Consider the following 14,739-nt stretch of genomic DNA (forward strand, 5'->3'; position numbering starts at 1 on the left):
CACCTTGATGCCGCCGCTACCCGGCCCGGGGCCTCGTCTCCGCCCGGCCGGCTCCGGAAATCCGGCGCCGCGCCATGCGCGTCGGTCCCGAGCCTCGCCTCCGGCGGCCACAGTCCCCGAAAACCGCCGCATGCCATGCCCGCTGCGAGGGCCCGGGGCCCCGCCGGCGCCCGCCGGCTGTTGCTGCAGCCTCGCGCCATGGTGTTGCAGCAAGGATGCGGCGGGCGGGCAACATGTGTCCACTTCGTGCGCGTGGTGCCGTGGATGGTGGCACAACCGTGACTTTCAATGCCGGCTGAGCAAGAGTAACGTTATAAAACCATAAGGCGATGCGCATGCACGATCAGAACTCTCCGAACCTCGGCTCAGGAACGTTCGTGCCGCGTGTCCGCTCGTCACCGGTGGCAGTGTTCGACCGCCCCCTCAGAATTGCCCTCGTCTGTCCAAGATTCGAGCCGTCGTTCTACGGCGACGACTACTATGTACCGCTCGCCTCGAGCAGGGCGCGGGCGACGATGGCGCCGGGGGTGCTCCCGCTGCTGGCCGCCCTGGTACCCGGCCGGCACGAGATCGTCCTCTTCGACGAGAATACGGACGCCCTCGACTTCCAGGAGCTGAGAACCTTCGACGTCATCGGCATCACCGGGATGATCGTGCAGCGCATCCGACTGCGGGAGATCCTGGCGGAACTGCACGACTTCGACGGCATCCTCGCCGTCGGCGGACCGTACGCGAGCATCGACGAGGACTTCTTCTCGCACCGCTGCGACGTGATCTTCGTCGGCGAGGCGGACGAGTCCTGGCCGCGGTTCGTCGAGGACGTGGTGGCCGGCCGCCCCCTCCCCCGGCGCCTCGAGCAGTCGGCCAAGACGGACATGACGAAGCTGCCGCCCCCGCGGTACGACCTCGTCGACCACACGAAGTACCTTAGCGCGTCGGTACAGTTTTCGCGCGGGTGCCCGTTCCTGTGCGAGTTCTGCGACATCATCACGATCTACGGCCGCAAGCCGCGGGCGAAGGATCCCGCCGCGGTGATCGCCGAGCTCGACGTGCTCCGCAAGCGCGGCGTCGGCACGGTCTTCCTCGTCGACGACAACCTGATCGGCAACAAGAAGCTCGCCAAGGGGCTGCTGGTCGAGCTGGTGGCCTGGCAGAAGGCGAACAACTATCCGCTGAAGCTCGCGACCGAGGTGTCCATCAACCTCGCCGACGAGCCGGAGCTGCTCGAGCTCATGTACGAGGCGGGGATGAGCTCCATCTTCATCGGGATCGAGTCGCCCAGCGAGGCGGCGCTCGCCGAGACGAAGAAGGTGCAGAACATCCGTGGCGACAGCCTGGCGGACAAGCTCACCCGGATCCGCGAGGCGGGACTGCTCGTCACCGGCGGCATGATCGTCGGGTTCGACAGCGACGGGCCCGAGATCTTCGCACTGCAGGAGGAGTTCGTGCGGGAGGTGGCGCTGGCCCGCGTCGGAATCGCGACGCTGACGGTGCTACCGACGACGCCGCTCTTCGACCGGATGAAGAAGGAGGGCCGGCTCAGGCTCGACAATCCCAACTGCAACTTCCAGCCGCTGCAGATGACGCCGGAGGAGCTGTCGGCGGGATGCGCCGCGCTGAATCAGCGCCTGTTCGAGCCCGAGGCGTACTTCGACCGCTACTTCTCGACCATCGCCAACTTCCCGGGGCTACGGCAGAAGCGAAAGGAGCTGGCGGCACGGCGGGGCAAGCCTCCCGCCGCCATGCGCGCGCTGGCCTACGTCGGCGCGATGCGCCAGCTCTGGCGCCTGACGAAGGCGGCGAAGTCCGCGGGCGAGCTCGGCAACGTCATGCCGCGCTACGCGAAGATCTTCCGTGGCCGGACGCGTTATGCCGGCGGGTCGGAGACGTCGTTCCCGATCTTCGTCAATGCCTGCGCACAGCACTGGCACCTCTACTACCTCTACAAGTCCTTCCGCAGCCAGAAGCACACGATCACGAACACCTACGCCTACGGGTCGGACACGCCGGTGCCGCAGATCGTGGAGCGCGAGCCGGCCAAGCTGAGCGCCTAGCGCGCCAGGGAGCCGGTCCCGCCCGGGTTATCGCATCGGAAGGGTGCCGCATCCGCGTCGCGCAGAGGCTGTCGACGGCCAGTCAGGCGACGGTCCTGACGTTCAGCGTCACCGGGACGTTGCCGCGGATCGCCTTGGAGTAGGGGCACATCTGGTGCGCGGCCTCGACGAAGCCCTCCGCCGTCTCCTGCGGCAGGCCCTTGATGGTGACGTCGAGCGTGACGGTGAGGGTGAAGCCGACCGGCTCGACCGGGTCGAGGCCGACGGTCGCCGCGACCTCGATCATGTCGTTGTCGACCTTGATGTCCTTGCCTCGCATCAGGAACATCGTCGCGCTCTGGAAGCAGGCGGCGTAGCCGGCGGCGAAGAGCTGCTCGGGGTTCGTGGCACCGCCGAGGCCGCCCATCTCCTTCGGCATCGCGAGCTTCAGGTCGAGGATTCCGTCGTCGCTCCTCACCTCGCCGCGGCGTCCGCCGGACGCGGTGACGCGGGTGGAATAGGTCGTTGCCATGTGTGGCCTCTCTGGAGTTGGGCCGGCCGGCACGGGCCGACCGGCGGAGACGGCGTTGACCCGCGTCTCCCGGAAGGGGTTGGTCAGGCACGGGCCTGGCGCGCGGCGGCGAGACCCGCGAGGCGCCCCAGCGCGACCGCCGTGAGCAGCCCGTTGCCGGACAGGTAGCCCGCGGCCGAGCGGCCCGAGACGCCGCACGCCGCCCCGCCCGCAGCGTAGAGGTTGGGAAGGAGCGTGCCGTCGGCCCGGGTCACATGCGCGTCGCCGTCGACCACGAGGCCGCCCTGCGTATGGAACAGTGCCCCGGTGACGCGGACGGCCCGGAACGGTGCGGCGAGCGGCGCGACGCCGGCGAAGGCACGCCCGAACGTGTCGGCGCGCTCGCCGCGCTTGGCCGCGTCGACGGCAGCCGCCGTCCGCTCCAGGGCGTCGGGGGGGAGATGCGCGGCCTCGGCGAGCGCCGCGACGGTGTCGCCCTCGACCACCGCGCCGGCGGCGACGGCGTTGCGATAATCCTCGAACTGGCCGGCGATGTCGGCGATGCGGGCGTCGAAGATCGTCCACGCGACCCCGTCCTGCTGCTCGAGGACCCGCGCGGCCTGCTCGGAGTAGCCCGTCGCCTCGTTGGAGAAGCGCTCGCCGGACGCGTTCACCTGGAAGCCGCCTTCCATGACGGTCGCCCAGGTCAGAAGGATGCCCGCGGGGTGGGCGACGGACCCGTGCCCCTGATGGCCCGAGAGGTCGCGCACCGTGGCCCCCAGCGCCTCGCCCCACAGGAGCGCGTCGCCCTGGTTGCCGGGATGGCCGAAGTAGAGCGCGTCCGCCAGCTCGGGGATGTGCCTCGCGACCAGCGCCCTGTTCCCGCCGTAGCCATTGCAGGCGAGGATCAGCGTCTCGCAGCCGATCTCCTCGGCCGTCCCGTCCGGCCGCCCGGCGACCACGCCGCGGACCCGGCCGTCGGGCGCCGCGACCAGGGTCGTCACGTGCGCGTCGCAGATCATGTCGATGCCAGCCGCCTCGGCCGCCTGGCGCAGCCGGTCGATCAGTTCCTCGCCGGAGCGGGAGGGCAGCCCGTGCATGCGGTAGGCCGAATGGCCCGGATAGCGGAAGTTGTCGACCACCGAGAACGGCAGCCCGTGCGCCTCGCCCAGCCACTCCAGCGCGGGACCGACGGCCCCGGTGACGGTCGCGATGAGCGCCGGGTCTGGCTCGTCGTGGGCCTTGGCCATGATGTCGGCGGCGAAGCCGGCGGGCGCGTCCTCGATCCCCGCCTCGCGCTGCCAGCGCGTGCCGGCGGCCGGGACCAGCCCGGCGGATAGCGCGGTGGAGCCGCGCGGCAGGCTGTCGCGCTCCAGCACCAGCACCTCGGCCCCCGCCTCGTGCGCCGAGAGCGCGGCCACGAGGCCCGCCGCTCCCGCGCCGATGACGAGCACCGGCACGGTCAGCGCGAAGTCGCGATCGGAGACCTCGACGGTGCTCACGCGGCGAGCACCTCGGCGGTCATCTCCGCGACCGTGGCGACGCGGCACACCGGGCGCAGCGCGTCGATCGCCGTGTCGTGCACGTGCTCGGAGAAGGCGGCGGTGCCGTCCGACAGCACCACCGGCTCGAGGTCGCGCACGTGGGCGTCGCGCACCGTGGAGGCGACGCCGCCGTTGGTGACGATCCCGGCCACGATGAGCTTATGGATGTTGCACTTCTTCAGTACCCACTCCATCCGCGTCATGTAGAACGCCGAATAGGCGATCTTCTCGACCGTGAGGTCGGCGGGCTGGAGCGTGTCGACGAGCTGATGGCCCCAGGCGCCCGGTGCGAAGTCGCCCTTCTTCAGGAAGGGGCGGAGCTGCTTCAGGTGCGGGGAGATGATCGGCTCGCCCCCCTTGGCCGGGACCAGCGTGAACTGGGTGGAGATCACCCAGCCGCCCTTCTGGCGCAGCGCATCGGCGAGCGGCTTCACCCGCTCGGGCAGCGCGGCGATCGGGGCCGCCGTCTGGCCGGCGCGCCCGTAGGCGCCCTCCGGGTGGACGAAGTCGTTCTGCAGATCGACGATCAGGAGCGCCGTCTGCTCCACGGGGATGGTTGCGTCGCTCATTTCCGCTCCACGATCACGTTGCCGAACCGGTCGACGCGGGCCTTCAGGTCCGGGTCGACGACGGTTGTGGCGTCGGGCTGTTCCAGGATGGCGGGGCCGTCGATCTCGGCCCCCACCGGCAGGTCGAGGCGGGCGTAGATCGCCGTCTCGTGCCAGGCGCCGGAGAACCACACGTCGCGCGTGCCTGTTCGGGCGGCGGCGATGGTGGTCGCGTTCTGCGGCGCCAGCGCGGCCATGTCGAAGCTCGGCCGAATGCCGATGGCGCTGGTGCGCAGGTTGACGATCTTCATCGGCACGCCCGGCAGCAGACGGCTGAACGAGCGCTGGTAGGCCGTCTCGAACGCCTCGCGGATCATCGCCTCGGAGACGCCGGTGGTGTCGCCCTTCAGCTCGGCCGGAACGGTGACGCTGATGGTGTGCGTCTGGCCGATGTAGTGCATGTCGAGCTCGAAGCGCGTCTCGATTCGCTCCACGGCGAGGCGGGCGTTCTCGACCACCTCGCGCGTGGCGCGCGCCTCGTGCGCCATCCGCCTGTCGAGCGACTCGATGTCGATGCCCTCGAGGGCGACGTTCACCGTCTGCACCTGGTCGTGGCGGATGTCGGCGATGACGCAGCCGAGCGCCGACGTCACCCCGGGATAGCGCGGGACGAGCGCCGCCTTGAGGCCGACGTCCTTGATCAGCGCTCCGGCATGGAGCGCGCCGCCGCCGCCGAACGGCATCGCCGCGAAGCGTGCCGGGTCATGGCCCCGCTCGATGGACATGAGGCGGATCGCACCCGCCATCTTGGAGTCGGCGATCCGCACGATCGCCTCCGCCGCCTCCATGACACCGAGACCCAGCGGCTCGCCCACCTGCCTGGCGATGGCCGCCTTCGCGGCCTCAACGTCGAGCCTGGCGAGCTTGCCGCCGATCGGCTTGTCGGCGTTGATGCGGCCAAGGACGACGTTGGCGTCGGTCAGCGTCGGCCGGTCGTTGCCGCCGCCGTAGCACACCGGGCCCGGGACCGAGCCCGCGCTCTCCGGCCCGACCTCCAGCAGTCCGCCACGGTCGACGTGCGCGATGGAGCCGCCGCCCGCGCCGATGGTGGTGATCTCGATCATCGGGGTGCGGATGACGAGACCGAAGTCGATGGTCGTCTGTGCGGAGAGCGCCGTCTTGCCGTCCACCACCAGCGAGACGTCGAAGGACGTGCCGCCGAGGTCGCCGGTGATGACGTTCGGGAAGCCGGCCTCCGTCGCGATGGCCGCCGCCGCGATGACGCCCGCCGCCGGCCCCGACAGCGCGGTGCGCGAGGGGAGCTGCCGCGCCATCTCGGTCGACATGACGCCGCCGTTTGACTGCACGATATGGAACCGGCCGGCGAAGTCGTTCTCGGCGAGCGCGCCTTCGAGGCGGCCGAGATACGAGCCGACCACCGGTTGCAGGTAGGCGTTGAGCACCGTCGTGGACGTACGCTCGAACTCGCGGATCTCGGGAAGGATCTGCGACGACGCGGCGACGCAGTCGTTCGGCCAAACCCTGCGGGCGGCCGCCAGCGCGGCCTCCTCGTTGGCGGGATTGGCGTAGGCGTTGACGAAGACGATGGCGAGCGCCTCCGCCCCCTTCGCGATCAGCGCCTTCGCCGCTTCCTCGACCTCGGCGGGGTCGAGCGCGACGCGCACCGTCCCGTCGGCGAGGGTGCGCTCGGCCACCTCGAGGCGCATGTCGCGGTCGACCACCGGCACGAAGTCGCCCCAGAGGCCCCACGTCTTGCGGCGGTCGCGCCGGCGCATCTCGAGGACGTCGCGGAAGCCGGCGGTCGTGATGAGGCCGGTCCTCGCCCCCTTGCGCTCCAGCAGCGCGTTGGTGCCGACCGTGGTGCCGTGGACGATGGAGGAGAGGTCCGCCACCGCGCCGAAGCTCGACAGGCCGTCCATGAAGCCGACGGCCTCGTTGCCGCGGTTCGATGGCACCTTGTTGGTGCGGAACGCGCGCGCGTCCTCGTCGTAGTAGAACAGGTCCGTAAACGTGCCGCCGACGTCGACGCCGACGATCTTACCCAGCGCGCTCACTCGGCCGCCTCTTTCATTCCGTAGACATCACGCGCCACCTCGGCGCTGACGAAGCCGAGGCGCACGTCGCGCCGCACGGCCTCGGGGTCGCGCTTCGACGGGTCGCCCCAGCCGCCGCCGCCGGGCGACTCCAGCCGTACCCGCTGCCCGGCGCGGACGCGCACGCCGGTGATCTTGGACACCATCGGCGGCGACTTCTCGCCCTCGTCCGACTGCCAGGTGAAGCGGTTCGTCGCCGCCTCGCCGCCGCCGACGACGCCGAACGGGGCCGCCTTGCCGCGTTCGCCGAGCAGCGACACGTCCGCGTCCGTCAGCGGCTCGATCTCGTAGATCGCGCCGACGCCGCCGCGGTGCTCGCCCGCGCCCGCCGAGTCCGGCCGCAGCGCCCACTGGGTGAACATCACCGGATAGGCGGCTTCCAGGATCTCGATGGGCGGGATCGTCGCCGTGGAGATGGGGTTGTTGGCGTGGTTGAGGCCGTCCGTCTCCGGGTTGCCGCCGAGGCCGCCGCCGAAGAACGAGAACATCACCCAGCGCGAGCCGTCGCCACGGTAGCCCGCGATGGAGAGCGCGTTGATGGTGCCGAACGGGGCGGCCATGGCGCGCGACGGATCCGCCTGGGCGATGGCACCGAAGACGACGCCGATGAGGCGCAGGATTGTCTCGGTGTAGCCCGCCGTCGGCTTCGGCGCCTTGGCGCCGAGGAGGGAGCCGTCGGTGATCTCGAACGAGATCGGGCGAAGGCACCCGGCGTTGGCCGGAACGTCGGTGAAGACGTGCTTCAGCGCCACGTAGCAGGCGGCGATCGTCGTCGCGCGCGAGATGTTGATCGGCCCCTGCGGCCCCGGCGAGGATCGCGAGAAGTCGAGCGTCATCGTGTCGCCGGCGATCGTGAGGTCGAGCGCGACGGTCAGCATCTCGTCGACGATGCCGTCGTTATCGAGGACGTCCTCGAACGAGTAGCGCCCGTCCGGCAGCGCCTCGATGGCCGCGCGCATCAGCGCCTCGGCACGATCCGAGAAGGCCTCGAACGCGGTGGAGATCGTCGCGTCGCCGTACTCGTCGAGCAGCGCGACGAGGCGCTTCTCGCCGAGGTCGAGGGCGTTGAGCTGGCCGTTGAGGTCACCCCAGTTGGACATCGGCACGCGCGCCATCGCATCGATGATGTCGAGGATGTCCTGCTGCATCTCGCCGGCGCGGATGAGCTTCACCGGCGGGATGCGCGCGCCTTCCTGGAAGCTTTCGGTGGCCTTCGGGTTGTAGCCGCCGGGGACGTTGCCGCCGACGTCCAGCCAGTGGCCCACCGATGCCATCCAGCAGAAGAGCGTGCCGTCGCGGAAGATCGGCCGCACGAGGCGGAAGTCGTTGAGGTGCGTGCCACCGTCGTACGGGTCGTTGAAGATGAAGGTGTCGCCCTCCTTCAGCCCGCCGTCCCTTGCCACCTTGTCGATGACCGCCTTCACCGCGAACGCCATCGCCCCGACGAAGATCGGCAGGCCGTTGGCGCCCTGCACCAGCGTCTCTCCGGTCTCGGCGTGGTAGAGGCCGTGACAGGCGTCCTTCGCCTCGGCGATGGTCGGGTTGAAGGCCGAGCGGTAGAGCGTCGCGTCCATCTCGTCGACGATCTGCTCGAGCCGCCCCTTGAGGACGGCGAGGGTGACTGGATCGAGCGCGCTCACGCCACGTCCTCTTCGGTGTCGGGGGTCTCGTAGGCCCTGCCGCGCTCCAGCATCTCGGGCGTGCCGATCAGCGCGTTGAGGTTCGTGAAGTCGAACATCCTGTCGGCGAACGGACGGTTGGAGCCGTTCGTGGCCAGCGAGCGGTAGTAGTCCTGCGCGTGGCGGGCGAGAGCGCGGACGATGCCGCCGGGGAAGATCACGATGGAGAAGCCCAGCGCGCCCAGCTCGTCGGCGGAGGAGATCGGCGTGTCGCCGCCCTCCACCATGTTGGCGAGAAGGGGCCTCATGCCGCCGAGCGCCGCGGTCACGGCCTTGAGCTGGTCCTCCGAACGCGGCGCCTCGACGAAGAGGATGTCCGCCCCCGCCTCGGCGTAGGCGCGCGCGCGGTCGATGGCGCGCTCGAAGCCTTCCACCGCCACGGCGTCGGTCCGCGCGACGATCAGCGTGTCCTCGCTGACGCGCGCGTCGACGGCGGCCTTCACCTTGCCGACCATCTCGCCGGCGGTGATCAGCGACTTGTCGCGCAGGTGCCCGCAGCGCTTGGGCATCGTCTGGTCTTCGAGCTGGATCGCGGTTGCGCCGGCGCGCTCGAACGTGCGCACCGTGCGCTCCACGTTGAGCGCGTTGCCGTAGCCGTTGTCGGCGTCGACGATGAACGGCGTCGGCACGCGGTCGCGCACCAGGGCGATGGTGTCGGCGACCTCGTTCATGGACACGAGGCCGATGTCGGGCCGGCCGAGCCGCGTGTAGGCGATCGCCGCACCCGACAGATACAGGAGCTCGAAACCGGCATCCGTGGCGATCGAGGCCGTCAGGGCGTCGTAAACGCCGGGCGCCACGACCGGCCGCTTGTCTTGAAGTCGCTCCCTCAAGCGCATTCTTGTAGTCCTTGGTTTGAAGCCCTCAGAGGCCCAGATACGCGCGCTTCAGCTCGGGATCGTCCCGCAGCGTCTCGGCCGGACCGGACAGTGCGACCTGCCCGTTCTCGAGGATGTACGCCCGCGACGCGAGCTGAAGCGATTGGACGACGTTCTGCTCCACCAGCATGATGGGCAGACCGCTCGTGTTGAGCTCCGCAATGAGCGCGAACATCTCCTCCACCAGGAGCGGGGAGAGGCCGAGCGAAGGCTCGTCGAGGATGAGGAGCTTTGGCTCTCCCATCATGCCGCGGCCGATGGCCAGCATCTGCTGTTCACCGCCCGACAGCGTCCCCGCCGACTGGCGGTGACGTTCCTTGAGGCGCGGGAAGGTCGCGAACACCCGCTCCAGGTTGGTTTTGCGCGCCGCCCCGGCCCGGCGGTAGCAGCCGCACTCGAGGTTCTCGCGCACCGAAAGGTTCGGGAAGATCCGCCGCCCTTCCGGCACGTGGATCAGCCCCCTGGCGACGATCTCCGGCGCCGGGAGGCCGTCGATCCGCTCGCCGTCGAACACGACGGCGCCGCTGTCGCGCTTCACGAGGCCCGACAGCACCATGTTGAGGGTCGTCTTGCCGACGCCGTTGGCGCCGAGCACGGCGACGATCTCGCCGGCGTCGACCTTGAGGTCGATGCCGCGCAGCACCTCGGTGCCGCCGTAGCCGGCGCGGATGGCGGAGACCTCAAGCATGGGAGCCCGCCTGCTGCTGCATCCGCCCGGCCGCGCCGTGGCCGAGGTAGGCCTCGATCACCGTCGGGTCGACGCACACCTGCTGCGGCGTGCCGGCCGCGATCACCGCGCCCTGATTGATGACGGTGACGTGCTCGCAAAGGTCCATCACGGCCTGCATGATGTGCTCGATCATCAGAATGGTGACGCCGTCCTGGTCGCGGATGGCCCGCACGATCGGCAGGATGTCGCGGATCTCGGACGGGTTGAGCCCGGCGAGCACCTCGTCGAGCAGGAGCAGCCTGGGCGACGTCGCCAGCGCCCGGGCGAGCTCCAGCCGCTTGCGCCCGGCGACGGTGAGCCCGGACGCGGGCCGGTCGAGCTGGGAGCCGAGGCCGACGCGCATCGCCACGTCCTGCGCCTTCGCCATCGCCTCACGCCGGTGGCGGGTGTGCAGATAGGCGCCGACCGCGATGTTCTCGCGCACCGACAGGCCCGCGAACGGCTTCACGATCTGGAACGTCCGCGCGAGGCCGCGGCGGGCCCGCACGTGCGGCTTCTCGCGGGTGATGTCCTCGCCCTCGTAGACGACGCGGCCCTCGGTCGGCGGCAGGAAGCCGGCGATCATCGCGAACAGCGTCGTCTTGCCGGCGCCGTTGGGGCCGATCAGCCCGGCGATGGCGCCCTGCGGCACCTCCAGCGAGACGTTGTTGACCGCGACGAGGCCCGAGAAGCGCTTGGTCAGTCCGTCGACCTTCAGCATCACGCGTCCTCCGTCCGCGTCCGGCGACGGCCGAAGAGGCGCGACGCGAGGCCGGTGATGCCCGTCGGCGCGAACGCCACGGTCAGCACCAGGATGACGCCGAAGACCGCGAGGTCCAGCCCGGGGATGTTGCCGGAGAAGGTCTTGGTGATCTCCGACAGGCCGTGCAGCACGACCGCGCCGAGGAGCGGCCCCAGCATCGTGCCGAGCCCGCCGACGATGGCGGCGAACAGCGCCTCGATGGAAATCCACGTGCCGTACGCCACGTTGGCGTCGATGAAGAGGTAGTTCTGGGTGTAGAGGCAGCCCGCCGCCGCGGTCACCGCGGCTGACAGCGTGATGCCGCCGAGCTTGACGCGGAAGACGTCGACGCCGAGCGCCTGCGCGGCCTCCTCGTTCTCGCGCACCGCTACCAGGTGGGCGCCGAACCGCGAGCGTTCGAGCCAGCGCGTGATCAGGAGCACCACGCCGACGAACGCGACCAGGATGAGGGCGAAGATGCGGCGGTCCTCGAACTGAAGGTTCCACGCGCCGTAGTCGATCGGGACGAGCAGCCCCGCGGCGCCGCCGGTGAAGGACGCCGAGTTGGCGCAGATCCGCAGCACCTCGGCGAAGGCGAGCGTCACCAGCGCGAAGTACGAGCCGCGCAGGCCCGAGCGGAACGACACCGCGCCGATGAAGGCGCCGACGAGCGCGCCCGCCGCGATGCCGGCGACGAGACCGGCCCAGGCGTTGATGCCGAAGGTGATCTGCAGGATCGCCGTCGTGTAGGCGCCGGTCCCGAAGAAGGCGGCGTGGCCGAACGAGGTCTGACCGCCAAAGCCGCCGAGGATGTTCCAGCCCTGCGCCGTCATCGTCACGATCAGCGTGAAGATGAGGAGGTTCATCAGGCTGCCCGACAACCCCGCGAACGGCAGCGCGGCGAGGATGACCAGCGCGACGAGCGCCGGAATGAAGTCGCGGGTGCTCACTGGCGCGCTCCGAAGAGGCCCGTCGGCTTGAAGAGCAGGACCAGGATGAAGATGAGGAAGATGCCGATCTGGCCGAGGCTGTCGCCGAGATAGAGGCTCGACGCGCTCTCCACGACGCCGATCAGCAGCCCGCCGACGAGGGCGCCGGTGATCGACCCCATGCCGCCCAGCACCACGATGGTGAAGGCGACCAGCACGAACGCCGCGCCGGTGCGCGGGTTGACGTAGAAGGTCGGCATCAGGAGGCCGGCCGCGACCGCGAGGCAGGTGCAGCCGAGCGCGAAGGTGATCGCGTAGATCTTCGGCACGTCGATGCCGGAGAGGCTGGCGCCCGTCTTCTCCTTGGCGACGGCGCGGATGGCGCGGCCGATCCTGGTCTGGTTGAGCACGATCCAGAGGGCGATCGCCGTCACGATCGCGACACCGAGCCCGATGACGCGCGGGTACGACAGGAGCAGCGGCCCAGCCTCGATCACCTCGAAAGCGTAGTCGGTCGAGATGGTGCGCGTGTCGGACTGGAAGACCGCGAGCAGCACGTTCTCGATCACGATGGAGAGGCCCAGTGTCACCAGCAGGATGTTGTTGTCGCTGCCGTGCGAGGCGGGGCCGATGATGTAGCGCTGCAGGCTGTAGCCGATGCCGAACATGACCGGCCCGACGACGAGGATCGACAGGTACGGGTCGAGGCCCAGCGTGGCGGAACAGATCCACACCCCGAACATCGCCACCGTCAGCAGCGCGCCGTGGGCGAAGTTCACGATGTGGAGGACGCCGTAGATCAGCGTCAGCCCGAGCGCCACGAGCGCGTACACCGCTCCCAGCATCAGGCCGTTGATCAGGGCTTCAGCGACTATGATCGGCGAATACATACGCGCTTTCGCTCGGACAATGGGGAACGGGGGACCGTCGTGCCCCCCGCCGCGGGGTCCGGGAGGGGCCGTGCGGCCCGCTCCGGGGTGTTACTTGTTGGCCGGGAAGACCGGCGCGGCCTGCGCGAACTCTTCCGGGTAGATCACGTTGATGTCGCCACCCTGCACCTGGGTGTTGAGCGGCAACGCGCTGGTGTTCTGGCCCGTCTCGTCGAACTTCGACATGCCGTAGGGCATCACGCCGCTCTCGAACTCCTGGGTGGAGAGCGCCTCGATGATCGCCTCCTTGTCGGTGGAGCCGGCCTTCTCCAGCGCCTGGGCGAACACCTTCACGACCGAGTAGTTGATCGGCGTGTTGTAGGCGTAGAACTTGCCCTGCTCCTCGACGATCGTCTTCAGCTCGGCCGACTTGGGGTTCTTCGGATCGCCCCAGTGGTTGCAGTCCATCACGCCCTCGGCCGCCTCCGGGAACTCGTTCACGAAGCGGTAGGAGGACGCCGCGCCGCCGAATACGGCGTAGACGCCCATCGGCTTGACGCGCTGCTGCTGCATGGTGCGGGCGAGCAGCACGAACTCGTTGTAGTACATGGACGGGATGACGAGGTCCGGACGCAGCGAACGCAGGCGCAGCACGACGTTGGACATGTCGCGCGCCGGGGTCGGGTGGGAGATCGTCTCGATGATCTCGAAGCCGAGCTCGGGCAGGCGGTTCTTCATGATGGTCGCGAGACCGGAGCCGAACAGGCCGTCCTCGTGCACCAGCGCGACGGTCTTGGCCGGCTTGCCGGCGTCGTCGTTGAGCTTCACGAGGTTCTTGAGCGCCGTGTCCGTCGCCATCGAGAAGTTCGGGTTGAAGCGGAAGGTGTTCTTCAGGCCGCGCTGGGTGATCGTGTCCGACACCGCGCAGTCGACGATGTAGGGCAGGTTGTAGCGCGAGGCGGCCTGCGTAGCGGTCAGCGCGATGCCGCTGGCGAAGCCGCCGAGCACGCCCGCGACGCCGGCCGCGTTGAGGTCCTCGGTCGCCTGGGCGCCGGCCTCGGCGTTGGAGCGCGAGTCGCCGACGACGAGCTCGATCGGAGCGCCGTCCAGCGCCTTGATGCCACCGGCCTCGTTGATTTCCTTGACGGCCTGCTCGGCGCCGATGCGGGCGAGGTCACCGTCGAGCGCGAAGGCGCCCGAGATCGGCTGCAGCAGGCCCACCTTGACCGGCGCCGGGCTCTGCGCGCGCAGGATGCCCGGGGCGGCCAGCACCGCCGCGGCGGCTACACCACTCTTGAGGACCGTCCGGCGGGACTGTCCGTACAGTTTGTTCGTCATGCTCTCCCCCTTTTTTATCGATCCTGATCGCCCGGCGTGGGTGCCGCCGGGACGGTCGCAGCCGGGCTCCAGCGGCTTTCGCCTTCGCCCCTGGTCCGAACGAGATCCATCTGCAGGCTGTACCGGTCGGGCCGGTAGAGCGCCTGCAGGTATTCGAGCCCCTCCCCGTCGCGGCCGTACACCGCGCGGGTGAGCGAGATCAGCGGCGCGCCGACCGAGAGGTCGAGCGCCTCCGCGACGTCGGGGCTGGCGAGCGTCGCGCTGATGTCCTGCGTCGCGGTCTCGGCACTGTGGCCGCTGCGCTCGATCAGCTCCAGCAGCGGCAGGGCGGCGAGGTCCTCGCGCGAGTAGGCACGGCCGATGCGCTCGGGGACGGACGCGGTGAGGTACGAGAACGGCACACCGTCCACGTGGCGCACGCGCACGGACACCTGGACGCGCTCGTCGTCCTCCATCCTGAGGGCGTCGCGGATCCATTCCGTCGGCATCTGGTAGGCGAAGGTGAGGAGCCGCGCTTCCGTCGAGCGGCCCATCTCGCGCAGGTGCGTGAAGACGTTGGCGACATCGGCGATGATGCCCTGGCGCTTGGCGACGTCCTTGCGCACGAAGGTTCCGGAGCCGGGCCGCTTGTCGATGAGCTGTTCGGCCGCCAGCCGCTCCAGCGCACGGCGGATGGTGACGCGGGAGACGTTGAAGGCGTCGGCGAGCGCGGGTTCTGCGGGAAGGCGGCTGCCCGCCGGAAGCTGTCCGGCGGCGATCTGGTCGCGGAGCAAGAGGTAGACGCGTTGCGTCTTCAACGGCTCCGTTGCCTCCCTCATACCGCGGCCTCCATCGGTATCAATCTT

At 69.8% G+C, this 14,739-nt stretch carries 13 protein-coding genes; 1 reads left to right on the plus strand and 12 read right to left on the minus strand.

Translation table 11 applies throughout. The features are described from left to right. Window positions 1–335 precede the first annotated feature (335 nt). Window positions 336–2,054 carry a B12-binding domain-containing radical SAM protein gene (locus DLJ53_RS00005; RefSeq protein ID WP_162408733.1) on the plus strand — a complete coding sequence of 573 codons (1,719 nt, stop codon included), beginning with the start codon at window positions 336–338 and terminating at the stop codon, window positions 2,052–2,054. Window positions 2,055–2,136: 82 nt separating this feature from the next. Here the strand turns inward: DLJ53_RS00005 and DLJ53_RS00010 are convergent, their stop codons facing one another. The 12 genes from DLJ53_RS00010 to DLJ53_RS00065 all read right to left on the minus strand — a co-directional run bounded on the left by DLJ53_RS00010 (window position 2,137) and on the right by DLJ53_RS00065 (window position 14,712). Beyond that, complete coding sequence (locus tag DLJ53_RS00010; RefSeq protein ID WP_111341104.1) at window positions 2,137–2,565, minus strand: organic hydroperoxide resistance protein; 429 nt, start codon at window positions 2,563–2,565, stop codon at window positions 2,137–2,139. An 83-nt stretch (window positions 2,566–2,648) separates the two neighbouring features. Continuing rightward, window positions 2,649–4,046 (minus strand): FAD-dependent oxidoreductase, encoded by a 1,398-nt coding sequence (locus DLJ53_RS00015; protein WP_111341106.1) that lies wholly within the window; start codon window positions 4,044–4,046, stop codon window positions 2,649–2,651. Next, window positions 4,043–4,657 carry a cysteine hydrolase family protein gene (locus DLJ53_RS00020; protein ID WP_111341108.1) on the minus strand — a complete coding sequence of 205 codons (615 nt, stop codon included), beginning with the start codon at window positions 4,655–4,657 and terminating at the stop codon, window positions 4,043–4,045. The genes DLJ53_RS00015 and DLJ53_RS00020 overlap by 4 nt, the downstream gene beginning before the upstream one ends. Continuing rightward, window positions 4,654–6,711: a hydantoinase/oxoprolinase family protein gene (locus tag DLJ53_RS00025; RefSeq protein WP_111341110.1), complete on the minus strand. Its 2,058-nt coding sequence runs from the start codon at window positions 6,709–6,711 to the stop codon at window positions 4,654–4,656. The genes DLJ53_RS00020 and DLJ53_RS00025 overlap by 4 nt, the downstream gene beginning before the upstream one ends. Next, on the minus strand, window positions 6,708–8,390 hold the full coding sequence (locus DLJ53_RS00030) for a hydantoinase B/oxoprolinase family protein (protein WP_111341112.1): 1,683 nt from the start codon (window positions 8,388–8,390) through the stop codon (window positions 6,708–6,710). Before DLJ53_RS00030 ends, DLJ53_RS00025 begins: the two co-directional genes overlap by 4 nt. Further along, window positions 8,387–9,268: an isocitrate lyase/PEP mutase family protein gene (locus DLJ53_RS00035; protein ID WP_111341115.1), complete on the minus strand. Its 882-nt coding sequence runs from the start codon at window positions 9,266–9,268 to the stop codon at window positions 8,387–8,389. The genes DLJ53_RS00030 and DLJ53_RS00035 overlap by 4 nt, the downstream gene beginning before the upstream one ends. A gap of 25 nt (window positions 9,269–9,293) precedes the next feature. Beyond that, a complete protein-coding gene (locus DLJ53_RS00040; RefSeq protein WP_111341118.1) occupies window positions 9,294–9,995 on the minus strand; it encodes an ABC transporter ATP-binding protein in 702 nt (233 codons plus the stop codon). After that, complete coding sequence (locus DLJ53_RS00045) at window positions 9,988–10,737, minus strand: ABC transporter ATP-binding protein (RefSeq protein WP_111341119.1); 750 nt, start codon at window positions 10,735–10,737, stop codon at window positions 9,988–9,990. Before DLJ53_RS00045 ends, DLJ53_RS00040 begins: the two co-directional genes overlap by 8 nt. Further along, window positions 10,737–11,708: a branched-chain amino acid ABC transporter permease gene (locus DLJ53_RS00050; protein WP_202912934.1), complete on the minus strand. Its 972-nt coding sequence runs from the start codon at window positions 11,706–11,708 to the stop codon at window positions 10,737–10,739. Before DLJ53_RS00050 ends, DLJ53_RS00045 begins: the two co-directional genes overlap by 1 nt. After that, on the minus strand, window positions 11,705–12,577 hold the full coding sequence (locus DLJ53_RS00055; RefSeq protein WP_111341122.1) for a branched-chain amino acid ABC transporter permease: 873 nt from the start codon (window positions 12,575–12,577) through the stop codon (window positions 11,705–11,707). The genes DLJ53_RS00050 and DLJ53_RS00055 overlap by 4 nt, the downstream gene beginning before the upstream one ends. 90 nt (window positions 12,578–12,667) lie before the next feature. Continuing rightward, on the minus strand, window positions 12,668–13,894 hold the full coding sequence (locus DLJ53_RS00060) for an ABC transporter substrate-binding protein (protein ID WP_111341123.1): 1,227 nt from the start codon (window positions 13,892–13,894) through the stop codon (window positions 12,668–12,670). A gap of 14 nt (window positions 13,895–13,908) precedes the next feature. Next, window positions 13,909–14,712, minus strand: a complete 804-nt coding sequence (locus DLJ53_RS00065; protein WP_111341126.1) for a GntR family transcriptional regulator — start codon at window positions 14,710–14,712, stop codon at window positions 13,909–13,911. Window positions 14,713–14,739: the final 27 nt, after the last annotated feature.

The organism is Acuticoccus sediminis (genome assembly GCF_003258595.1).
Taxonomy (GTDB): Bacteria; Pseudomonadota; Alphaproteobacteria; order Rhizobiales; family Amorphaceae; genus Acuticoccus; species Acuticoccus sediminis.